Annotated in this window: 21 protein-coding genes, 3 tRNA genes and 3 pseudogenes; 19 read left to right on the forward strand and 8 right to left on the reverse strand. The window is 52.0% G+C overall.

The annotated features are described in order from the left end of the window. The first annotated feature begins 2 nt into the window (after positions 1-2). From lspA to HV213_RS10930, 5 genes are all read left to right on the forward strand, one after another. On the forward strand, positions 3-515 hold the full coding sequence (gene lspA / locus HV213_RS10910) for a signal peptidase II (RefSeq protein ID WP_003821921.1): 513 nt from the start codon (positions 3-5) through the stop codon (positions 513-515). 21 nt (positions 516-536) lie between these two features. Continuing rightward, positions 537-1,826, forward strand: coding sequence for an ISL3-like element ISPpu12 family transposase (locus HV213_RS10915; protein WP_004574636.1), 1,290 nt, complete (start codon positions 537-539; stop codon positions 1,824-1,826). Between the two features lie 318 nt (positions 1,827-2,144). After that, positions 2,145-2,630, forward strand: coding sequence for a hypothetical protein (locus HV213_RS10920; protein ID WP_181485712.1), 486 nt, complete (start codon positions 2,145-2,147; stop codon positions 2,628-2,630). Between the two features lie 278 nt (positions 2,631-2,908). Continuing rightward, a complete protein-coding gene (locus HV213_RS10925) occupies positions 2,909-3,166 on the forward strand; it encodes an AbrB/MazE/SpoVT family DNA-binding domain-containing protein (protein ID WP_181485713.1) in 258 nt (85 codons plus the stop codon). Next, positions 3,167-3,499 carry a type II toxin-antitoxin system PemK/MazF family toxin gene (locus HV213_RS10930; RefSeq protein WP_181485714.1) on the forward strand — a complete coding sequence of 111 codons (333 nt, stop codon included), beginning with the start codon at positions 3,167-3,169 and terminating at the stop codon, positions 3,497-3,499. A gap of 72 nt (positions 3,500-3,571) precedes the next feature. Here HV213_RS10930 and HV213_RS10935 read toward each other — a convergent pair. Next, positions 3,572-3,647: transfer RNA gene (locus HV213_RS10935), tRNA-Asn, on the reverse strand. 330 nt (positions 3,648-3,977) lie between these two features. On the opposite strand from HV213_RS10935, the gene nac reads away from it, so the two are divergent. The 3 genes from nac (at position 3,978) to ldtA (ending at position 7,083) form a co-directional block, all read left to right on the forward strand. After that, positions 3,978-4,895 carry a nitrogen assimilation transcriptional regulator NAC gene (nac, locus tag HV213_RS10940; RefSeq protein WP_110277387.1) on the forward strand — a complete coding sequence of 306 codons (918 nt, stop codon included), beginning with the start codon at positions 3,978-3,980 and terminating at the stop codon, positions 4,893-4,895. A 229-nt stretch (positions 4,896-5,124) separates the two neighbouring features. Continuing rightward, positions 5,125-6,075 carry an HTH-type transcriptional regulator Cbl gene (gene cbl, locus HV213_RS10945; RefSeq protein ID WP_181485715.1) on the forward strand — a complete coding sequence of 317 codons (951 nt, stop codon included), beginning with the start codon at positions 5,125-5,127 and terminating at the stop codon, positions 6,073-6,075. Between the two features lie 75 nt (positions 6,076-6,150). Next, positions 6,151-7,083 carry a L,D-transpeptidase gene (gene ldtA / locus HV213_RS10950; protein ID WP_442788155.1) on the forward strand — a complete coding sequence of 311 codons (933 nt, stop codon included), beginning with the start codon at positions 6,151-6,153 and terminating at the stop codon, positions 7,081-7,083. A gap of 273 nt (positions 7,084-7,356) precedes the next feature. On the opposite strand, the gene dctP is transcribed toward ldtA, so the two are convergent. Together dctP and HV213_RS10960 are read right to left on the reverse strand one after the other, a co-directional pair. Continuing rightward, the gene (gene dctP, locus HV213_RS10955; protein WP_181485716.1) at positions 7,357-8,415 is read right to left on the reverse strand and encodes a TRAP transporter substrate-binding protein DctP; all 1,059 of its coding nucleotides are present in this window, start codon (positions 8,413-8,415) and stop codon (positions 7,357-7,359) included. Positions 8,416-8,463: 48 nt separating this feature from the next. Next, on the reverse strand, positions 8,464-9,054 hold the full coding sequence (locus tag HV213_RS10960; RefSeq protein WP_112216940.1) for a nuclear transport factor 2 family protein: 591 nt from the start codon (positions 9,052-9,054) through the stop codon (positions 8,464-8,466). A gap of 109 nt (positions 9,055-9,163) precedes the next feature. Here HV213_RS10960 and HV213_RS10965 point away from each other — a divergent pair, with 109 nt between their 5' ends. Further along, on the forward strand, positions 9,164-10,051 hold the full coding sequence (locus HV213_RS10965) for a LysR substrate-binding domain-containing protein (protein ID WP_181485717.1): 888 nt from the start codon (positions 9,164-9,166) through the stop codon (positions 10,049-10,051). A gap of 138 nt (positions 10,052-10,189) precedes the next feature. Here HV213_RS10965 and HV213_RS10970 read toward each other — a convergent pair. Then, positions 10,190-10,265: transfer RNA gene (locus HV213_RS10970), tRNA-Asn, on the reverse strand. 6 nt (positions 10,266-10,271) lie between these two features. Here HV213_RS10970 and HV213_RS33720 point away from each other — a divergent pair. The 8 genes and pseudogenes from HV213_RS33720 to HV213_RS11005 all read left to right on the forward strand — a co-directional run bounded on the left by HV213_RS33720 (position 10,272) and on the right by HV213_RS11005 (position 15,977). Continuing rightward, on the forward strand, positions 10,272-10,364 hold the full coding sequence (locus HV213_RS33720) for a DUF5951 family protein (RefSeq protein ID WP_220138898.1): 93 nt from the start codon (positions 10,272-10,274) through the stop codon (positions 10,362-10,364). Positions 10,365-10,459: 95 nt separating this feature from the next. Beyond that, the gene (locus HV213_RS10975; protein ID WP_181485718.1) at positions 10,460-11,896 is read left to right on the forward strand and encodes an EmmdR/YeeO family multidrug/toxin efflux MATE transporter; all 1,437 of its coding nucleotides are present in this window, start codon (positions 10,460-10,462) and stop codon (positions 11,894-11,896) included. A gap of 127 nt (positions 11,897-12,023) precedes the next feature. After that, a tRNA-Asn gene (locus HV213_RS10980) sits at positions 12,024-12,099 on the forward strand. Between the two features lie 161 nt (positions 12,100-12,260). After that, a pseudogene (locus tag HV213_RS10985) lies at positions 12,261-12,821 on the forward strand (LysE family translocator); the annotation flags it as partial. Positions 12,822-12,886: 65 nt separating this feature from the next. Then, the gene (locus HV213_RS10990) at positions 12,887-13,435 is read left to right on the forward strand and encodes a TetR/AcrR family transcriptional regulator (RefSeq protein ID WP_442788165.1); all 549 of its coding nucleotides are present in this window, start codon (positions 12,887-12,889) and stop codon (positions 13,433-13,435) included. Between the two features lie 243 nt (positions 13,436-13,678). Beyond that, positions 13,679-14,284 carry a DUF6920 family protein gene (locus tag HV213_RS10995; RefSeq protein WP_181485720.1) on the forward strand — a complete coding sequence of 202 codons (606 nt, stop codon included), beginning with the start codon at positions 13,679-13,681 and terminating at the stop codon, positions 14,282-14,284. 135 nt (positions 14,285-14,419) lie between these two features. Then, positions 14,420-14,592: pseudogene (locus HV213_RS11000) on the forward strand (integrase domain-containing protein); the annotation flags it as partial. Between the two features lie 185 nt (positions 14,593-14,777). Beyond that, the gene (locus HV213_RS11005; RefSeq protein WP_181485721.1) at positions 14,778-15,977 is read left to right on the forward strand and encodes a hypothetical protein; all 1,200 of its coding nucleotides are present in this window, start codon (positions 14,778-14,780) and stop codon (positions 15,975-15,977) included. Between the two features lie 39 nt (positions 15,978-16,016). Here HV213_RS11005 and HV213_RS11010 read toward each other — a convergent pair. The 3 genes and pseudogenes from HV213_RS11010 to HV213_RS11020 all read right to left on the reverse strand — a co-directional run. Next, positions 16,017-16,133 (reverse strand): annotated as a pseudogene (locus HV213_RS11010) (hypothetical protein); the annotation flags it as partial. Between the two features lie 88 nt (positions 16,134-16,221). Continuing rightward, entirely contained in the window at positions 16,222-17,676 is a 1,455-nt protein-coding gene (locus HV213_RS11015) for an AMP nucleosidase (protein ID WP_181485722.1), read from the reverse strand. A 132-nt stretch (positions 17,677-17,808) separates the two neighbouring features. Then, entirely contained in the window at positions 17,809-18,066 is a 258-nt protein-coding gene (locus HV213_RS11020) for a histidine kinase (RefSeq protein WP_181485723.1), read from the reverse strand. Positions 18,067-18,235: 169 nt separating this feature from the next. Here HV213_RS11020 and HV213_RS11025 point away from each other — a divergent pair, with 169 nt between their 5' ends. Then, complete coding sequence (locus HV213_RS11025; protein WP_442788157.1) at positions 18,236-19,777, forward strand: alpha/beta hydrolase; 1,542 nt, start codon at positions 18,236-18,238, stop codon at positions 19,775-19,777. Here the strand turns inward: HV213_RS11025 and HV213_RS11030 are convergent. Beyond that, a complete protein-coding gene (locus HV213_RS11030) occupies positions 19,769-20,701 on the reverse strand; it encodes a nucleoside recognition domain-containing protein (RefSeq protein ID WP_181485724.1) in 933 nt (310 codons plus the stop codon). The genes HV213_RS11025 and HV213_RS11030 overlap by 9 nt on opposite strands. A gap of 231 nt (positions 20,702-20,932) precedes the next feature. On the opposite strand from HV213_RS11030, the gene pagP reads away from it, so the two are divergent. Continuing rightward, positions 20,933-21,508 carry a lipid IV(A) palmitoyltransferase PagP gene (gene pagP / locus HV213_RS11035; protein WP_045270086.1) on the forward strand — a complete coding sequence of 192 codons (576 nt, stop codon included), beginning with the start codon at positions 20,933-20,935 and terminating at the stop codon, positions 21,506-21,508. Position 21,509 lies beyond the last annotated feature (1 nt).

Raw genomic sequence — 21,509 nt, forward strand, 5'->3', positions numbered from 1 at the left:
TAATGCTCATTATTGGCAAAAAGCTCTCGCCGTATGCCCTATTGTCCATATCGGGCCTGCTGGCAGCGTCTGATCAGGCTGTAAAGTGGCTGGTGCAGCAATCAATGGCCTATGGCGAGTATGTTTCGGTGACCCCGTTCTTTAACTGGGTGCACCTATGGAACACCGGTGCCGCATTCAGTCTTTTTGCGAATGGTGGAGGCTGGCAGCGCTACTTTTTTATCGGAATCGCGGTAGTGGTCTCGATTTTTCTGATCAAGCTGATCCTTGAAAATCGTCATAAAGGAGAAGCCATCGCTTACAGTCTTATCCTCGGTGGCGCCATGGGCAACCTGATTGACCGGGTCTTTCGCGGCTATGTTGTGGATTCCTTTGATTTCTATTGGCGAGACTGGCATTGGCCGGCCTTCAACCTGGCTGATATTGCAATTGTCCTCGGTGCCTTACTTTTCGTTTCCAGCAGCTTGTTGGGTAAAAAAGCAAACACCAATGCCGAGTCGGATGGATCTGACTGACACCTACGCCTATACAACACCATGACCGAACTTCCCGACAACATCCTTCACCTGCCGCAATACCAAGTACTGGGCTGCAAATCAACCGACGACGAAATGCACTTCCAGGTGGACGTGCCCGATCCCATCGCCTGCGAGGAATGCGGCGTGCAGGGTGAGTTCGTACGGTTCGGCAAGCGTGACGTTCCCTATCGTGATCTGCCCATCCACGGCAAGCGGGTCACTCTCTGGGTGGTCCGCCGCCGATACACCTGCCGGGCCTGCAAGACAACATTCAGGCCCCAGCTACCGGAGATGGTGGACGGATTCCGTATGACACTGCGGCTGCATGAGTACGTGGAGAAGGAATCCTTCAACCACCCCTACACCTTTGTGGCGGCACAGACCGGCCTGGACGAGAAGACGGTGCGCGACATCTTCAACGCCCGCGCCGAGTTCCTGGGGCGCTGGCACCGCTTCGAGACGCCCCGCATCCTGGGCATTGACGAGCTATACCTGAACAAGCGCTACCGCTGCATTCTGACCAACATTGAGGAGCGAACCCTGCTCGACCTGCTGGCCACCCGCCGCCAGGACGTGGTGACCAACTACCTGATGAAGCTGAAAGACCGGCAGAAGGTCGAGATCGTCAGCATGGACATGTGGAACCCCTACCGGGCAGCGGTCAAGGCTGTGCTGCCCCAGGCCCGTATCGTGGTCGATAAGTTCCATGTGGTGCGCATGGCCAACGATGCCCTAGAGAGAGTGCGCAAGGGCCTCAGAAAGGAGCTGAAACCGTCCCAGAGCCGGACTCTCAAGGGAGACCGGAAAATCCTGCTGAAACGCGCTCACGAAGTCTCAGACCGGGAGCGCCTCATCATGGAGACCTGGACAGGCGCGTTCCCGCAACTGCTGGCCGCCTACGAGCACAAGGAGCGCTTCTACGGCATCTGGGACGCCACCACACGGCTCCAGGCAGAAGCCGCCCTGGACGAGTGGATAGCCACCATCCCGAAGGGCCAAAAGGAAGTCTGGAGCGATCTGGTCAGGGCAGTGGGAAACTGGCGCGAAGAGACCATGACCTACTTCGAGACGGACATGCCCGTCACCAACGCTTACACGGAGTCCATCAACCGACTGGCCAAGGACAAGAACCGTGAAGGGCGCGGTTACTCCTTCGAGGTGATGCGGGCACGAATGCTCTACACCACGAAGCACAAGAAGAAGGCACCGACTGCGAAGGTCTCTCCTTTCTACAAGAAAACCATCGGTTACGGACTGCCGGACTTCGCAGAGGAACTCAACTACGGAGTCGATCTATCAACCATCTGAGGGTGGTATCAGATTGATGGGGTGAAGGTGCCCCATCAACCATTAAATCCGTATACCCTTATTTAGGTGATATTGATACTTGCCCGGTTCGGAGTTTTAGCTCAGTTCCGGTGGAACATAGAAAACAGCTTATTGATCTGGCCCGGCAGCTTATCGCAAAAGAGGGGATGCGCTGCTCAGATAACAGTGTTTTTTACTTTAGCGTTTCAGAGTCAGTATTAAAAGGGAATGAGGGAAGGGGATTTTTAGCTCACTGCATATATTCAAATGCAAAAAAGGACAACTTTTACTCATGTGAGAACTATTACAGGGCAGATTATGCAATTACTCAGTAAACTCCCAAGAATGAATGTTTACATTGCCTCTTTCATCCTCTGTATCATTTTGGCTTTTGGCTTGTTGATGTACTCATACCATCATAAGAGTGGTTTTGATTGCTCGGCCAATATGCGAATTGAATCAGGTTCATCCGGCTTTGATGCAAGCTTCAAGACTTTCTTGCTTATGCGGGGAAATCATTCTGGATACTTTGATGTGTCTGGCAAGGTGATGATCAACGATGTGAGATACACCGTTGAAAGGTCATATCATTTTGATTATGAAGTGAAAGAAAATAACATTTACCACCTGGTCAAAACCTCCCTCTCAAAGAGAGACGCGGACAACATGATTGAAGGGGTGATGCAGAAGGTCTTCTTTAGCCCTGATCCAGATTCCGGGCGGTATATCAAAATCCAGAAGATGAAAAATACCTACGTGGTGCAAAACCTGTATTCGCCATCGTTTATATGTGTATCTAATTGATATTTTTTGACTTATATTCCTCTTCTGGTACTGAAGAGCGTGCTATGGAGACTGGAAGGTTGTCGTCATCGATGATGTGGAGGAGTCAGAAAGCAAAAAGCCTGCTTGAGATGCGCCGCATTTTGTTTATCTGATTCGTCATAATCCTTTGAAACACAAAACAGTTTTCTATTATCAGGCTTCGTTACACTAAGGAAATCACCCACAAGGGAATTGACTAAAAACTATGCATTACCAGCCCTGATGTTATATTTAAATATAATATTTGAAGGTGTTCTATGTACATCACTCGCCTGAAAAAGGTTGGTGGATCCGTCATGCTGGCGGTCCCACCTGCCGTGCTGAAAACGCTGGCGCTGTCGGCGGACAGCGAAGTGGGCATGACCATTGATAATGGTCGCCTGGTTATTGAACCTCAGAAACGGCCTCGATATTCGCTGGAAGAACTGCTGGCACAGTGCGATCCGCACGCCGAAATGGGCGAAGAGGATCGGGAATGGGTTGATGCGCCTGCGGTGGGTAAGGAGATTCTGTAAATGGACAGAGGGGAAATCTGGCTCGTCTCACTGGATCAGATTGCTGGACATGAACAAAGCGGGAGGCGTCCAGTGCTGATCGTATCGAAAGCATCGTTTAATCAGTTCACTCGGCTACCTGTAGTTGTACCCGTCACCAGCGGCGGAAATTTTGCCCGTACAGCGGGTTTTGCCGTATCGCTTGACGGGGCAGGAACGAAAACAACGGGCATCATTCGCTGTGACCAGCCCAGAACCATTGATATGGAAGCCCGGAACGGCAAGCGTCTGGAGCGAATACCTGAAGCTATCGTGAATGAAGTGCTGGCCAGGCTGGAAGCCATTCTGAGCTGATGTTTTTGAAGTGACAGATAGATGCAGAAAAGCAAAAAGCCTGCTTAGTTTCCTAAGCAGGCTTCTTAAATTTGGCTCCTCTGACTGGACTCGAACCAGTGACATACGGATTAACAGTCCGCCGTTCTACCGACTGAACTACAGAGGAATCGTGTGAACGGGGCGCATAGTAACGATGACCACCCACCTTGTCAAAGCCTGAATCGACAAAGTCCGTTCGTTTGCTGACTATTTCAGCAATAAGCCCATTTTTGCCACTGTGCGTGGCAATCTGCACTGTCGTAGTGCATTTATACCCCTAATGGGGCATATCGCAATCTGCTTACCGGGCAACAAAATCGTGGCTTGCTATCAGTATCCCTTATTACGCGGCTCACAGCGGCGTTTGCGCCGGGTATAAAAAACTGGCAAGCAAATTGCAAAACCTTCTGTATCTAAACAGCCAGCGTTGGCACTGGTGTTCCTTACAGGAGGCAAAATGAACTTAAGACGACTGAAGTATTTTGTGAAAATCGTCGATATCGGCAGTCTGACCCAGGCCGCTGAAGTCTTGCACATCGCACAACCGGCGTTGAGTCAGCAGGTTGCGACCCTGGAAGGCGAACTGGATCAGCAACTGTTGATCCGTACCAAGCGCGGCGTCACACCGACTGAAGCGGGCAAGATCCTCTATACCCATGCCCGTACCATTCTACGCCAGTGTGAACAGGCTCAACTGGCGGTCAACAATGTCGGGCAGACCCTGAGCGGTCAGGTGTCAATTGGCCTCGCTCCGGGAACGGCGGCTTCGGCAATTACCATGCCTCTGTTGCAGACGGTGCGTAATGAACTTCCGGAAGTGATGGTCTATTTGCAGGAAAGCAGCGGCACTATCCTCAATGACAAGCTGATTGAAGGGCAACTGGATATGGCGGTGCTCTACGAACGTTCTCCGGTCGCCGGGATCATCAGCCAGCCGTTGTTGAAAGAAGATCTTTACCTGGTCGGCACCCGAGACTGCCCGGGTCAGAGTATCGATCTGACCGCCGTTGCAGAGATGAATCTGTTCCTGCCGCGCGATTACAGCGCTGTGCGTGCGCGGGTCACTGAGGCCTTCACTCTACGTCGTCTCTCAGCAAAAATTATTGGTGAAATTGAATCAATCACCACCTTAACGGCGGCGATTGCCAGCGGAATGGGTGTGACCGTATTACCGGAGTCTGCTGCGCGTTCACTGTGTGGTGCGGCTAATGGCTGGATGGCGCGTATTAGTACGCCGTCAATGAGTCTCTCACTCTCATTGAATATGTCAGCGCGTGGTAGTTTGTCGCCGCAGGCACAGGCCGTGAAGGAGATTTTGATGTCGCTTGTGAGCCGTCCGTCGCTTGAAAACCGTGAATTGCTGTTAGTGAGTTAGTCTATACCCTAAATAATTCGAGTTGTTTAAAGGCGGCAAGGGAGTGAGTCCCCGGGAGCATAGATAACTATGTGACCGGGGTGAGCGAGCGCAGCCAACACATAAGCAACTTGAAGTATGACGGGTATATTCCTTAAAGGAATAAGTTGCTGGTTTTTATTATTTGTTAGCAAGGACAACAGACTTTAACAATAGAGCATATGTTATGTCTGATAGCCCGGAGGAAAGGGTGAATTTCCAGCAACTTAAAATTATTCGTGAAGCGGCCCGTCAGGATTACAACCTGACGGAGGTCGCCAATATGCTCTATACATCGCAATCGGGCGTCAGCCGTCATATTCGTGAACTGGAAGAAGAGCTGGGGATCGAGATCTTTATCCGCCGCGGTAAACGTCTTCTGGGGATGACGGAACCGGGCAAAGCGCTGCTATCAATTGCTGAGCGTATTCTCAACGAAGCCAGCAACGTCCGCCGTCTGGCTGACCTGTTTACCAACGATGCGTCCGGCGTCTTAACCATCGCAACGACGCACACGCAGGCGCGCTATAGCCTGCCGCCGGTCATCAAAGCTTTTCGTGAACTCTTTTCTGACGTGCGTCTTGAGCTGGTTCAGGGGACACCGCAGGAAATTGAAGCGCTGCTGCACAACGGCGGCGCGGATATCGGTATCGCCAGCGAGCGCTTGAGCAACGATCCGACGCTGGTGGCTTTCCCCTGGTTCCGTTGGCACCACAGCCTGCTGGTGCCAAAAGATCACCCGCTAACTCAGGTTACGCCCTTAACGCTGGAAGCCATTTCCCGCTGGCCGCTGATCACCTACCGTCAGGGAATTACCGGGCGTTCGCGTATTGATGAAGCCTTCAACCGTAAAGGCCTGGTACCGGACATTGTGCTGAGCGCGCAGGACTCCGATGTGATTAAAACCTACGTTGAGCTCGGTCTCGGGGTAGGGCTGGTCGCAGAGCAGTCGGGCGATAATCGCGAGTCTGATACCTTTACCCGCCTGGAAACCCGCCATTTGTTTGATGCCAACACCGTCTGGTTAGGCCTCAAGCGCGGACAGCTGCAGCGTAACTACGTCTGGCGCTTTATCGAGCTGTGCAATGCGGGCCTGTCTCTGGATGAAATTAAACGCCAGGCGATGGAACCGGAAGAGGCGGCGATCGATTATCAGATTTAGTCGTATATGAGTTAATAAACAAAGCTATAATTCATTCACGATTGTCGCCACAGAGGAAGGGAAATTGTGCGGCGTATGAAACTGCTTTGTTCTCTTATTATGATCCTCACCAGCCAGAGCGCTCTGGCGGTGAGCTACCCGTTACCGCCGGAAGGAAGCCGTCTGGTGGGCAGCCCGCTGACCATCACTGTTCCGCAAAGCAATACCCAGCCGCTGGAGGCGTTTGCCGCTCAGTACGGTCAGGGCCTGAGCAACATGCTTGAAGCCAACCCTGGCGTCGATGTGTTCCTGCCGAAATCGGGGTCCACGCTGGTGATACCGCAGCAGGTTATTCTACCCGCCACGGTACGCAACGGCATCGTGATCAACGTTGCTGAAATGCGCCTCTATTACTACCCGCCCGATGGTGCAACGGTCGAGATTCTGCCGATTGGCATTGGCCAGGCAGGGCGAGAAACGCCGCGCAACTGGGTGACTACGGTCGAACGCAAGCAGGAAGCGCCGTCATGGACGCCGACTGCCAATACCCGCCGTGAATATGCCAGTCGAGGAGAAAGTTTGCCCGCGTTTGTTCCGGCCGGTCCGGATAATCCGATGGGGCTGTACGCAATTTATATCGGCAGGCTTTACGCCATTCACGGCACCAATGCCAATTTCGGTATTGGTCTGCGCGTGAGCCAGGGCTGCATCCGCTTGCGTAACGATGATATTAAGTACCTGTTTGACACCGTGCCGGTGGGGACCCGCGTGCAAATAATCGATCAGCCGGTGAAATACACCACCGAGCCGGATGGTAGCCGATGGGTTGAAGTCCATGAGCCATTGTCGCGTAATCGCGCGGAATATGAATCTGACAGAAAGGTTCCGCTACCGACGACGACCGCCATTCAGGCTTTTGTGAAAGGTGAGGGGGTTGATATGAATCGCGCGGAGCAGGCGCTTGAGCGTCGCTCGGGAATGCCGATGGAGATTGGCACTACAGCGATGCAGACCAGCAGCGGATTTTAACGTATTGTTCAGTAAAAAGTTAATCGAAGAAAACATCCTCTCTTAGCGGGAGGATGTTGAGTAAATGGCAAGCCAGTTGAGATACCGTACTCACTTTTGCCGGAGGGCTATCTGGCCTGGATAATTCACCGTTTTCCGTAGTCCTGTGTAAGCGAAGCGCCTCCGGGGAATTTAACAAAGGGAAGCTTTGTCAGTTATCTGAGCGATCGCTGGATCCTTTTTCACTCGCTCCAGCCGTTCACTAGCGGTTGGCCCATTCTGGGCCTGCCAGTATCAGTGCGCTTTTTTCGGCATGGTTTCATCCATGATAGCGTTGACCTGTTTCATCACCGTGCCTGCATCTTTGACGCCTTTCGCTTCCTTCTCTTTTACCCACTTATCTTGCACCGCCCGATAGCGGGTGGTGGTTTCCCATTGCGCGACCTCTTGCGGTTGCAGAACGCGCACCGTTGCCCCGGCTTTGCGTAAATTGTCTATCTGAGTATTAAAACTGCTGTCCATCACTGAACCCAGAGATTGATATGCCGTTTGTGCAGCACGCTGAATGGCGGCCCGATCTTCAGAGGAAAGCGCGTCCCAGGTCTGTTTGTTTATTGTCAGAATGTAGAGATGACCCAGCCACAGATCTTTGGAGATCAGCACGTTGGGTGCGAGCTGATACGCTTTCAGATCGTAGCCGCTGTCCACGTTCAGCATCATGCCGTCGATAGCGCCGCTTTTCAGCGCGTTGTAGGTTTCTTCACCCCAGGGCATGGTCACCGGTTTAGCGCCCGAGTTTTGCAGAAAATCACGCTGCCAGAAGCTGGCGGAGCGCCACGTGCCGCCTTTGATATCGTTCAGGGTCGCCATTGATTTGGTGCTGAAAAAGGACAGCGGATAGCCGGTGGCGAGAAAAATGCTCACCACGTTATTTTTCTCAAGCTCTGCCGGGAATGCCGGGATATCAGCATAAACGCGGCGGAAGAAGGCAACCTGTTGTTCACCGGCAGGGCCGACGGGAAAGCTTTTGAAGATCTGGTTCAGCGGCAGCGCGTCGGAGGCATATTCGGGCACGACAATCGCCATATCCGCCTTTCCTTCTTTGCCGACGTTGCGTAACGCGTCGTAACCGCTACTGAGTTCACCGCCCCAGTGCGCCTCTATTTTCAGGCGCCCGTCTGATTCCTTCTCTATAGCGGGGAAGAGCACGTCGTTGATAAAGCGAGTACGCATGCCGCCCAGCGGCTCATGATCGCTGTAGGTCAGGGTTTGCGTAGCCGAAGCTGCGGTGGGCAGCAGCAGGGCGGCGAGCAGGATGGCCAGACATTTTCCGATGGTTTTTTGAGAGCGCATACATTTCCTTTGCGTTGCTGATATTAATGAGGGGATGTTGGCGACCGATCAGATCGGCTGCCCGGACAGCCAGCGTTTCCCGTCGGCTTTCATTTGTTGTTCGAGAATACTACCGCGGGTGGCAAAAACGCGCTGAACCGGAAAGCCGCTTTTTTCCAGCAGGTAAGCCAGCGCTGCGTATTCGCGCGGATATTTCTCCACCGCACTTTGGTCAACCGGGACCACGCCGAGCGGAAAAGTGAAGCTGGCCATATCGTAAATACTCTGGCGGTGAAACAGTTTCCATACGCCATCGCGCTTTTCCGCCATATCATAAAAGCGGTTATGACCAATACAGCCCAGATTCAACTTAACGTTCTCGCCGATAATCATCGCGTTGGTTTCAACAATCGCCCTTGTCGCCTCGGCATTGAAGGTCACCACTGGCGTACCGATCAGGTGTTTGGTGCGCACATCCGACGCTCCCATCCGCATTGAGCCGTCAACAAAATCGCTGGCGAGCCCCTCAAACCAGGTAATTTCGATGGTACCGTCCGGGTGAAACAGATTGCGCAGTTGGTCCCATTCACCCAGATCGCGGTGCATCCAGCCGGTGAGAAGGTCGGTGATTTGCAGGCGATCGTTCAGAAGATTGTGCATAACATGTACTCCGGTTAGTTGACGGATTTCAGTTTCGTCGTGAATAGCGATAAACTCAAATAGATAGATATGACTGATTAATCATTTTATTTGATGATGGAGCTGACGCATGGATCTACGTCACCTGCGCTACTTTCTGGCCGTTGCCGAAGAAGGCCATTTCGGCCGCGCCGCCCAACGCCTGCATATCGTCCAGCCTGCGCTGAGTATGCAAATCAAAGCGCTGGAAGAGGAACTGGGCGGTCCGCTGTTTGTGCGCACCAGCCGCAAAGTTGAGTTGACCGAAGCCGGGCTGCTATTGCAGACCGAAGCACGGCGGACGCTCGAACAGGCCGAACATACCCGGCTAACCGTACAGCGGTCGATACGCGGCGAAACGGGCCATGTGCGCGTTGGCTTTGCTGGTAATGCTGTCTTTAGCGGCAGATTAACCAACGATCTGCGCGCTTTTCGCAGAACCTATCCTGATGCTGATTTGGTAGTGAGTGAAGTCGCACCGCTGCTGCAAGCCGATGCGATTATGGCGGGCCAACTCGACGTGGGCTATACCCCCAATCACGGCAAAATCCATGACCCCGCGCTAATGGCTGAACAGGTCGGTATCTGGCACCGTCAGGTCGCGATGGCCGATGACCATCCGCTGGCCAGCCAGGCGTCTCTGACGATAGAGATGTTGGTCGAGGAACCGCTCATTTTCTATGACACCCATGGTGCTGATGAGCCGCTTTATACGGCGCTCACCGCGATTATGGGCCATGCTCCGCGTATCGCCCATTGCACCGCCAGCACCCTTAGCGTGCTGGCGCTCGCCGCCGCCGGGCAGGGGCTGGCGCTGGTGCCCGATCCGCTGAAACATGTGAGTATTCCGGGGTTGGTATACCGGCCACTGGATGCGCCGGAACTGTCAGCGAATCTGATGCTTATCAGCAGGCGGCAGGAGAATAATGGCGCCGTGCAGGCATTTCTGCAGATAGCGCGTGAAAACGCGGGTAGGTGAAAACATCGCGTTGTTGATAGGGCAAAATGAACTTGGTCTATCTTTACGGTATAAAGGAAATTACCCAGGGTTTTGCCGCAAAAATCGGTACATTCCTGAAAAGCAAAAAGCCTGCTCGAAAGCAGGCTTTTCTATGTATGGCTCCTCTGACTGGACTCGAACCAGTGACATACGGATTAACAGTCCGCCGTTCTACCGACTGAACTACAGAGGAATCGTTGTGGAGTCGTATCTTAGCGGCGAAAAAACTTTTGTCAAACATCAATTCGCCATCCGCCTTTCAACTGGCGTATCCATCAACAATTTGTCGTAATTACCGACAATTCATCGGGAAAAATGCTTTGCAGGATTAGCTTTTCTCTATCATCATTTGAAATGTAGTTTCAACTTTTCTCACTAAGGTCTCCCTTGAACGTCACCTCCGCATTACGCCAGGCTGTTGAACGTACGTCCTGGTTCAAAAAACGCAAGAGCTATCGCGTCCTTTACTGGCGTGAAATCAGCCCTCTTGCGGTACCGATTCTGCTGGAAAACGCCTGCGTTTTGCTGATGGGCGTACTGAGTACCTTTTTGGTCAGTTGGCTGGGTAAAGAAGCGATGGCGGGCGTGGGCCTGGCTGATAGCTTCAATATGGTGATCCTCTCATTCTTTGCGGCGATCGACCTGGGGACGACGGTGGTGGTGGCGTTTAGTCTGGGCAAGCGTGACCGGAAACGAGCAAGAGCAGCCGCGCGACAGTCACTGGCCATCATGACGCTGTTTTCCATCATTCTGGCGGTGGTGATACACGCCTTTGGTGAGCAGATTATTAATGTTGTCGCCGGGGATGCCACAGAACAGGTAAAAGGTCTGGCTCTGACCTATCTTGAGTTGACGGTGTTGAGCTACCCGGCGGCGGCAATTGCCCTTATCGGCAGCGGCGCGCTGCGCGGAGCAGGGACAACCAAAATTCCGCTGATAATTAACGGCGGGATGAACATTCTCAATATCATCATCAGCAGTATCCTGATTTACGGCATTTTTTCCTGGCCAGGTCTGGGATTTGTCGGCGCAGGCCTTGGGCTAACCATTGCCCGCTATATTGGTGCCGTGGCAACCATTTGGGTATTAATGATCGGTTTTAACCCGGCTCTGCGGATTTCGCTGAAGAGTTATTTTAAGCCGTTTAACTTCGCCATTATTTGGGAAGTGATGGGGATTGGCATTCCCGCCAGTATTGAGTCCGTTTTGTTCAATGGCGGCAAATTGCTGACGCAGATGTTCGTTGCTGGTATGGGAACAAATGTGATTGCCGGTAACTTTATCGCTTTCTCGGTGGCGGCATTGATCAACCTGCCGGGGAACGCCCTCGGTTCGGCATCAACGATTATTACCGGTAAACGTCTTGGAAAAGGGCAAATAGGGCAAGCAGAGCGTCAGGCGTGGCACGTCTTTTGGTTGTCAACGATTATCCTGACGCTGATTGCCTGGGGGACCGCGCCATTTGCCAGCCTGATCGCCTCGTTCTATACCAGCGAAGATGATGTCAAAGTCGTAGTCAAAGAACTATTGTGGCTGAACGCCTTCTTTATGCCGATTTGGGCGATGGCCTGGACGCTGCCGTGCGCTTTTAAAGGTGCGCGTGACGTGCGCTATACCATGTGGGTATCGATGCTGGGCATGTGGGGCTGTCGCGTGGTGGCGGGCTACACGCTGGGGATTGTGCTCGGGATGGGCGTGGTAGGGGTTTGGTTGGGAATGGTGCTCGATTGGGCAGTTCGTGGAGTACTGTTTTATTGCCGAATGGTCAGCGGGCGTTGGTTGTGGAAGTATCCGCGACGCAAAGCGCAAACTGAAGAAACGTAAACTCAATGTAGGTAAAACGGTACTTTTTGCCCAAAGTGGGGAATAATTCGGCAAACGATTTGAAATGTGGAAAACAGCCTTTGACAAGGTTGGGCGCGATCGTTAATATTCGCCCCGTTCACACGATTCCTCTGTAGTTCAGTCGGTAGAACGGCGGACTGTTAATCCGTATGTCACTGGTTCGAGTCCAGTCAGAGGAGCCATATTTAGAGAAGCCCGCTTAAGGAAACTTAAGCGGGCTTTTTGCTTTTAGCCGTTCCAGGCTATTTATTCACTCTCCATCACCCGTGCCGCTAAAAGTTGTTGGGGGTGTTTGCCGTAGAGGGCTAATCTATTGGCACACTCAATTTTGTATGGCCTGACTATGCCAACCGTTGAAACCTTTTTGACCTTTCTTTTTGCTTTGTTTTTATTAGAAATTTCTCCTGGGCCAGACATGATGCTGACTATTGCCTGAGGGATCGGCCAGGGACGACGTATTGCCTTTCTGACGGTGCCCGGCAATGTTTTTGTTGCCGGTTTTGTACAAGTTTCATTTCTCGTTCTGGGATTAGTTTCGCTCGTTCATGCGTGGCCGATAGCGCTCGATCTTCTGCGGTGGGCGGGAGCCGCCTACCTGATTTGGCTTGGCGTCAAAATGCTGGCGAGTTCGGGGGCGGATACGAAGATAAAAAAGACGGTACGGATCACCGGGCGTGAGGCGGTTAAACAGGGTGCAATCAATAGCCTGACAAACCCAAAATCATTGCTCTTTATGTTCGCGTTTCTTCCACATATTGTTAATCCTGCCGTTGGTCCGATTTGGTTACAGCTCCTTATTCTGGGAACGATTCAGAAGCTAACCGGGATTGTGTCTCTTGGCTCTGTCGTGTTTGCTTCAGGCACTTGCTCATACTGGAACTTATCATGGCCCGTCCTCGTAAAGATCAGCAAATAGATATTCCAACTCGAGCCATTGCCCAGACCATTAGCTTACTGAATGCGCGGGATATGAGAGACATTACTCTGGCAGATGTTGCCGCTGCGACCGGGTGCAGGGCACCTGCGCTGTATTCTTACTTCGCCAATAAGGACGCACTTTTACAGGCAGTTCATGATGAAGGTTTCCGTATTTTGTTGCGGGAGAAACTTTCCGTTGTGGTGAGAAATATGAGCAATCCCTTTGTCCGGCTGCGTGAAGATGGACTTGCCTATCTGCAGTTTGCTCTTGAGTATCCCGGACTTTACCGGTTGATGTTCTCACCACCTTACACTGAAAGGGGAACTGAGAATCCTTTTGCTTCTAATCTGGGCGCAGCATGCCTTGCAGAGCTGCGTTCATCCATTGAGCTATGTCAGGCAGAGGGATATCTGCCGGGAGCGGATGCTGTCCAGACAGCCTTTTCCCTGTGGTCGGCTGTTCACGGTGCGGCATCGCTGATTCTCCTGGGACGAAAACCTGCGCTGAATGATTTGGCCGCGGCTAAGGGAGTGATCGATACCATGATGTCTTTTATTCAGCTTTCCCGCGTCACGGCACCAAATTCAAATCTTCGTTGAACGATTAAAGAGGGAGTTTTATATGCGACGTTTTGCTCGGGTTTTCATCACTATGGTTATTGTTCTGTTAGGTCTGATCGGTATTTCTTCATCTTTAACTGAGCGAGAAATAACGGATTATTCAGACGCTGTCCTCCGGGGGGCCAGTCATCATCAATCGAATTCTGTCGATTATGATGCGATGCAGACCTTGTACAGAAATTCTTTGCCTTTGCACTGCCTGATCAACAGGTTCGTTACAATGTGGTCAATCTGAAAGCAGAAGCTGAATTCCGCCGTCCCCTGACAGAGGGGTTTGCTCCGACGAAAGCCTCACAGACCGTTGCTACCGGAACACCCGCATTGCTATTTGCCGCGACGACACCGATCGTTCCAGGAGTATGGGCGCGAGCTTATGATTTCTTTGCCGAGGGACGTATGCAGATGCGGGCTAAGATCCTGTCAACATTTACCGTATTCGATGAACAAGCTACGGAGGCACTGAACCGAACTTCACTTCGTCGCTGGCTTTTAGAAAGCCCTCTCTATCCCGTATCGCTGTTGCCCGAAGGCCCTGTACGCTGGGAAGCCATTGATGAAACCCATGCTCGCGCCATCGTCAGTGGGTTTGGCCTGGAGGCGTCGCTGGTGGCAACTTTTCTGCCTGACGGACGTCTCGCCAGCTTCGATGCGGAACAGGGTGGCGATCTGACCACTTCTTATCACGGCGCAGGAGAGCATGCCTCCCGGGATGACTATCGCAAGGTGGCAGGAATGATGATCCCTCACGCATTCGAAATTGCTCGTGTTGCAGATGGTAAAACGTATCCTTTCTGGAAGGGATGGATCATCTCTGCGGTGTATGAATAAGCTTTAAACCATTGAGAGTTACAACGTGGGCATTTGATATAAGAACAGAGTATGAGCCCACAACGTAATTTTTGCCTGGATATGACTATTCGGATATTCGTTTCGTATATGCGCCCACAGCGAATTAATTGAGACAGCGTGCAGCCGCTGAAAACATGGAAACAGGCCGTCGAGCGTGGCGGTATGCATTTAGACATTGTTTTCGGTAACAAAGGCGGACTGCTCCGTAAAACGGTAATTCTGGATACTGATGCTGTCAAAAAACGCAGGGGAATGCGTTAGCTGTTGCAGTAAAATGTAATGACAGACCTTCTGTTGCCAGGAAACCTGTCATATAGGAATTCTTTGCAAAAACCGATCACCACGCACAACTATATAAATTAACTTCTTTTCAATTTACGGTTTCCATTCATGTATGGACTCGTATAATCAGATGCTGATGGAACAGCGAGAAGAGCAGTGAGTAGACACTTCTTTGTTAATGGAAATAACTATGAAATATAAGCATCTTATTACTATTTTGATATCAACAGTGATGTTAACTTCTTGTGCGGAAACCCCTCAAGGGAAAGTTAGCTATAACCTGAAAATCGCGTCAAATCAGGCAGGGATGAATCCGTATTATTATTGTTATAGCGTTGAAAACCTACAAGATGCGCTGGCAATAGCGCAGACTGGTCCCAGAGCCGGCCTGGTAACAACAGTATTACAGGCATATATTGATAATTATAATAAGATTATCAATAATATTAAACATATCAATGCACAATCCAGTATTGATGATATACGGAGAAAAGGCGACAGCTACGCCTGCTGGATGCCGGAAATGCGGCGCGTAATACCCTTAATGACGGCAGAAATGCAAGCGCAGATTAACCCTGAATCTTACCCATCCGCAGCAAATGAACAAAGCGCAAAAAATCAGGCTGGCGAGGCTTTTTATCAACTGGCGCAAAAAGAGAAAAACAAAACAGTAAAGCTCCATGATTTACTTGCAACTTATCGTTACAACCCGGAGCGAAAAGGTCTTAATAACGACCTGCAAACGGCTTATGAGAACGCGACAAATCATATCATTATGAAAATTGCGGGCGATAAATCTATCGGCAGTGAAGACGTACTGAGCGATGGCGTAACTCCAGGGCTTCGTAACTATTACAATACACAATCACTCAATGATATGAAAAAAGCTGCCAGGGATAAAGATCTACCTTACCCTCTGGACGTAGACTGTATGTGCCATTATGTTTTCGATTACCCTGATTCTCCACAAAAAACCGGCACAAATTTTGTTATTACATTGCGCATAACGAAAGCAGATAGTTTTGTTGGAAATTATTCAAGAACAGTTCCTGAAGAAAGACGGGGAACAGAACAGCACTGTTACGATGTGCCTGTTTTAAGTCGCGACCGCAATGATAAGATAGTAAAAACGGGTGAAACTAAAAGCCGCTGTGTCGATAGCTCGTATACTTATACTGAGGACGCCGTACAAAGCGGAACAAACCATACAACCACCCTGGCTGGAAAAATGACGATGAGTATTAATGGCCGCACCATTCTCAAAAACGATGATCTTATTGGCTATGAATCGACAGAGGATGCTACCGTTGATAGCGTTAAAGAAGCCCAGTTTGATATTGTCCAGAGCATAGCTTATAGAATAAAAAAGAGAATTTTCACCACTAAGTGATCGTGCCCGGGCTTCCTGGTAACAGAAAGCCCGTTCAACTCAACCGTGGTCGGTATTTTCACCATGGCTGTTAATATCTAACCCTTCGCACTCCTGCTCTTCCTGTACGCGCAGCCCTACCAGCTTATCGCCGATAAACGCCACCACGGCAGACCAGTCATTCGCCAGCAGATACACGTTCATGTTTGCGCCTATCCCGGCCGTCATACCCCTGCACGGTCGCGGCTGTGCAGGGAAGTGCTGATTAACGGAACGGCGGTTCGTTGAAGGTTCTTAGCTTACGCGAGTGCATGTGATCGCCTTCGGCACGCAGCAGGTCAATTGCTCGAATACCAATCTGCAAATGCTCGGAAATTGCCCCTTCATAGAAGCGGTTGGCCTGACCTGGTAACTTAATCTCGCCGTGAAGCGGTTTATCGGACACGCAAAGCAGGGTGCCGTAGGGGACGCGGAAGCGGTAACCCTGCGCGGCGATAGTGGCGCTTTCCATATCGATAGCCACTGCACGACTGAGGTTAAAGCGCAGCGCGGAGGCCGAGTAGCGCAGCTCCCAGTTACGATCGTCAGTAGTGACCACCGTTCCGGTGCGCAGACGTTGCTTAACCTCTTCACCGGGCATCCCGCTGACCTGTTTAGTGGCGTCGTAGAGCGCGCGCTGGACTTCGGCGATGCTCGGAATAGGGATATCCGGCGGCAGTACCGCATCCAGCACATGGTCGTCGCGCAGATAGGCATGGGCGAGCACGTAGTCGCCAATGGTCTGGCTTTCGCGCAGGCCGCCGCAGTGGCCAATCATCAGCCAGACGTCCGGGCGCAGCACCGCTAAATGATCGCAGATATTTTTAGCATTCGCCGGGCCTACACCAATATTAATCAGCGTAATCCCCTGACCATCTTTGGTGATCAGGTGCCAGGCCGGCATCTGGTGTTTTTTCCACGCCAGATCGGAAATCGCCTCTTCCGGGGTTTCCGTATCCGCTGTTATCCAGATCCCGCCCGCGCAGGAGAGGGCGATGTATGGGCTATCGGGGTCAAGGATCTGACTACAACCCCAGCGCACGAACTCATCGACATAGCGGGTGTAGTTGGTAAACAGCATATACGGCTGGAAATGGTCAACCGGCGTACCGGTGTAGTGGCGCAGTCGCGCCAGCGAGAAATCAACGCGGCGAGCGTCGAAGTGTGAAAGCGGGTAGTACTCGGTCGAATGGAACAGACCATCGGCGGTTTCATCGCCAATCTGCGACAGCTCGGTAGTCGGGAAAAAGCGGGTCAGACCGGCGCTCATCGAGCGGTCGAGCGTTAACTCAGATCCATCGATGACGTACGGATAGGGAATTTCATGCTGCGATAGCTCGACGGAGATACAGGCATCGTAGTCCTGATACAGCATGGTGAGCTGTTCCAGCAGATAGGTGCGAAACAGTTTAGGGTTGGTAATGGTGGTGGTATAGCAACCACTATGGGTGAAGCGGCCCCAGGCGCGAGTTTTTAAGGCTTTATGCTCGGCACCGTCCCATGAAACCGACAGCTGCGGGTAAACGAATAACCCTGCGGCGCGGGCGTTATTATCGGGCAGAGTATTATGGTTGATATATTCGCCGATGGCTTTACGCAGCGCAGTGACCGATTTTTCATACAGCGCTTCGAGTTGCGTAAGCGCCTGTTCTGGGGTCAGCCTGGCGGCTTGCTGGTTCATGACTTACTCCTTGTTTCTGCTCTGCTGACATTTTGCTTAGTATGTCACAGACTGGAATATGCGTCGGAGAATTTCACCTGTTTAGTTAAGAAACTACTGAGATTAGAACCAGTTGATGATGGTATGCGCTAATTAATTCGCGACAATATTGTCGATGTTAGCCCAACGTTCAGCGCTAAAGTGCGTGGCATTGAGCACTTTTACCGTTAAAGCCTTATCACCATTAATGCAATACAACGCGTTCGCCAGCGGTGTTAGCTTGTCACCTTCCTGCAAACGGCGGCAGCAGAGGGAAATTTCGGCAATAATCATTAACTGGCTGCTTTGTAAGACCACAGTGGTGTGCGCTGACGCCGACTCCTTGCGTACTTTCTTAACCCACCATTCCATTTTTTATCCCTGAGCTGTTACATTTGGGCGATAATTAATGTTTGCTCCTCTTCTGGCAATAAGAATAGCCGCTTGGTTTAGTCTATGTTTAAAAAGAGAATCGCAGGATCTGATTCGGTCTGCGTAATAACCCCTCCCTGGCGTGCAAAGAGACAATTCGGACAGAAATATGGCAATGGTGCGTTTTACCCGGCTTTTGAATAAGTCTGGCTTAACAATGGTCTCTTTGGCAAAGAAGGCGGCGATTGGCCTGGTGGTAGTAGTGATTGTCTTTTTTATTGGCCGTATTTACGAATCCCAACGCGGTCCGGCGCTGCACCGCTGGCATACCTGGACGGCGGATGAAATGACTGCCAGCGAGATAGACCATGCCACGTTTGCCCAATACCAGGCGCGGGAAGAGGCTATTTTCCGCGATATGAAAAGTAAAGTGACCGACACGCTGAGCGACGATGAAAAAACGGCGATTAACCGTTTCTACGCACAAAGCCTGGTTTATCCGGATAAGTTTCAGCCCGACTGGAACCGTTCCTTTATTTTGTTGCCGCAGGGCAAACCGCGCGGCGCTGCGGTATTGCTCCACGGCCTGACGGATTCCCCCTACAGCGTGCATTATCTGGCGCAGCGTTATCAGCAGATGGGGTTTATCGCCGTTGCGCCGAGGTTACCGGGACACGGTACCGCGCCGGGCGCGTTGACCGGTGTCGATCGGGATGAGTGGATTGCCACCACGCGTCTGGCGGTGCGTGAAGCAACGCGGCTGGCGGGGCCAGACGTGCCGCTGCACGTGATTGGCTACTCTAACGGCGGGGCGCTGGCGCTCAAATATGCTCTTGATAGTCTGGAAGATAAATCGCTGCGTCGGCCGCAACAAATAATCCTGCTGTCACCGATGATTGGCGTCACCGCGTTTGCCCGTTTTGCCGGGCTGGCCGGTTTACCCGCGATATTTCCGGCTTTCGCACGCGCGGCATGGCTGAACGTCGTCCCGGAATTTAATCCCTATAAATACAATTCGTTCCCGGTTAAGGCGGCCAGGCAGTCGTGGCTGTTATCACAGGCGCTGCAACAGCAAATCGTCCAGGAAGCGCAAAGTCAGCGGCTGGAAGAGTTAGCGCCAGTTTTGACCTTCCAGTCTGTGATGGACTCAACGGTGAGCACGCGGGCGGTGGTGGATTCGCTTTATCGGTATTTACCCGATAACGGCAGCGAACTGGTGATTTTTGATATTAACCAGGCGGCGAATTTACGCGCGCTGTTCCGACCTTCATTATACTCGGCAGTGAATACGTTATTGCCGCCCGCGCCGCGCCCCTACGGCACTACGGTGATTACTAATGCCGCTCCCGACACCTACGAAACGGTAGCCCGCACAACCCTTGCCGGAACCCGGACGGAAACCGTCACGCCGCTGCATATTGCCTGGCCGCAGGATATGTATTCGCTGTCGCACGTGGCGGTGCCGTTCCCGCTGACCGATTCGCTGTATGGTCGTGAACCGGCCGAGAAGAATCGCTACGGGATTAGCATTGGCACAATTTCGCTGCGCGGTGAAACCTCAACGCTGAGCGTCGGGCTGGATACGCTGATGCGCGTCACCTCCAACCCGTTTTATCCGTGGATGATGGTGAGAATTACCCATCATATTGCCTGTAGCGAGCAGGCCGATGTGGCCGCCTGCCTTCGTCCGGAGGCTGCGGCTTCAGAATAGCGTCACGTGCATAATGGTGCGAATGGCGATCCCGGCGATAGCTCCGGTGGCGGCAAAGCGGAACAGGCGTACGAAACGGGAACTGACGCCTAAAAAGATGCCGATGCCGGGAAGGTCAAAAGTCTGGATTAACAGACCTGCGGAAGCGTTAATCTGGCTAACCGTCACCTTGCCCTGCTGTACGAGTTCAGAAACCACACCGAAATAGGCCGTACCGCCCGCAACACATTTGACCAGCGCCGGGAGCACGAAGTTAACCGGAATATTCAGCCACAGCAGCAGCGGTAACAGCAGGCGCTGGAGCATCTCAATCAGTCCCGCCGCCTGCATAAACCCGACGATAGCCAGCGACAGGATCAGCATCGGCACCGCGCCGAGCGCCAGGCGAATGGCATCGGCGCCGGCGCTATTGATAACAGCGATAATTCCCTGATTATTTTGCTCGGCATTCGGCAGATCTTCGGCCCGCGCATTCTCAACAATAGACAGCTTGCGGCCGGTGATATGCCAGGTAACCGCCGCGGCACATAGCCCGCCAACAATCGAAATGACTATCGAGGCCAGCCAGTGCAAACCAAAAGGCGTTAACGGATAGAAAACGTTGCCTTGTCCCATGGCGAAGAGCATCGCCAGGGTGGCGGCCATTTGTCGGTCAGAAGCGCCGCGTTTGTCCATGATGGCTAACGTTGCCAGCGGGGCGGCAAAGCTGACAAAATTCATTTGGATCAGAGCGAAAGCGCTCATTCCGGTCAGGCCAAACGGCTTGAGCAGCGGGGCAAGCCAGCGAACGATAACGTCCAGGACCCCGCGCACTTCCAGATATTTCATCACGATGAGCATGACAACCATGATCGGCAGCAGCGTATAAAGCGCCACGTCGACGGAGGTTTTTCCCGCCGACATAATAATGCTGATGAAATCCATCTATTTCTCGATCACTGCGGACAGAAAGGATAATTAGCGCCATCATAATCCCAGAGGGGAGGAAATGAAATCGCCGTGAAGGTTCTCCCTGTCCTGAAAAGGGTTGCGAACTGGACTTGCAATTAGCGCTGCCGGGTGTGGAAAATTTGCCCTCTGATATTTGCAAAGCCTGTTTTTTGTTCCCAAACTGAATTAACACCGGGCGACTTTCTTTTCTTTAAGGATAAAACAATGCGACGTTGTCTGCGGATAGTGTGGGGAACTCTGTTTATTTTCGCCTTTGCGGTACAGGCGGAAACAAAGGTTTATGGCGAACAACGCGTCAGCGGCTGGTGGAACTGGCTAAAAGACGATGTCTCGCAAACCTGGAATCAGCCGCAAAACTACGACCTGTATCTGCCATTTCTCAGCTGGCACAACCGCTTTATGTACGATAAAGAGAAAACCGATAACTACAATGAGATGCCGTGGGGCGGGGGATTTGGTGTCTCAAGATATAACGAAGAAGGTAACTGGAGCTCACTCTACGCGATGATGTTTAAGGATTCGCACAACGAGTGGCAGCCGATTATCGGCTACGGCTGGGAGAAGGGCTGGTATCTGGACAGTAGTCGCGATTTTCGCCTGGGGCTTGGGGTGACCGCCGGGATCACCGCCCGAGAAGACTTCGCCAACTACGTACCGCTACCGATTATTTTGCCGCTCTTTTCCGCCAGCTATCGCCGCCTGAGCGTGCAGTTCACCTATATTCCCGGCACCTACAATAACGGCAACGTGCTGTTTGCGTGGCTGCGCTACGGTTTTTAAG

It is taken from the genome of Klebsiella sp. RHBSTW-00484 (assembly GCF_013705725.1).
Classification (GTDB): domain Bacteria; phylum Pseudomonadota; class Gammaproteobacteria; order Enterobacterales; family Enterobacteriaceae; genus Klebsiella.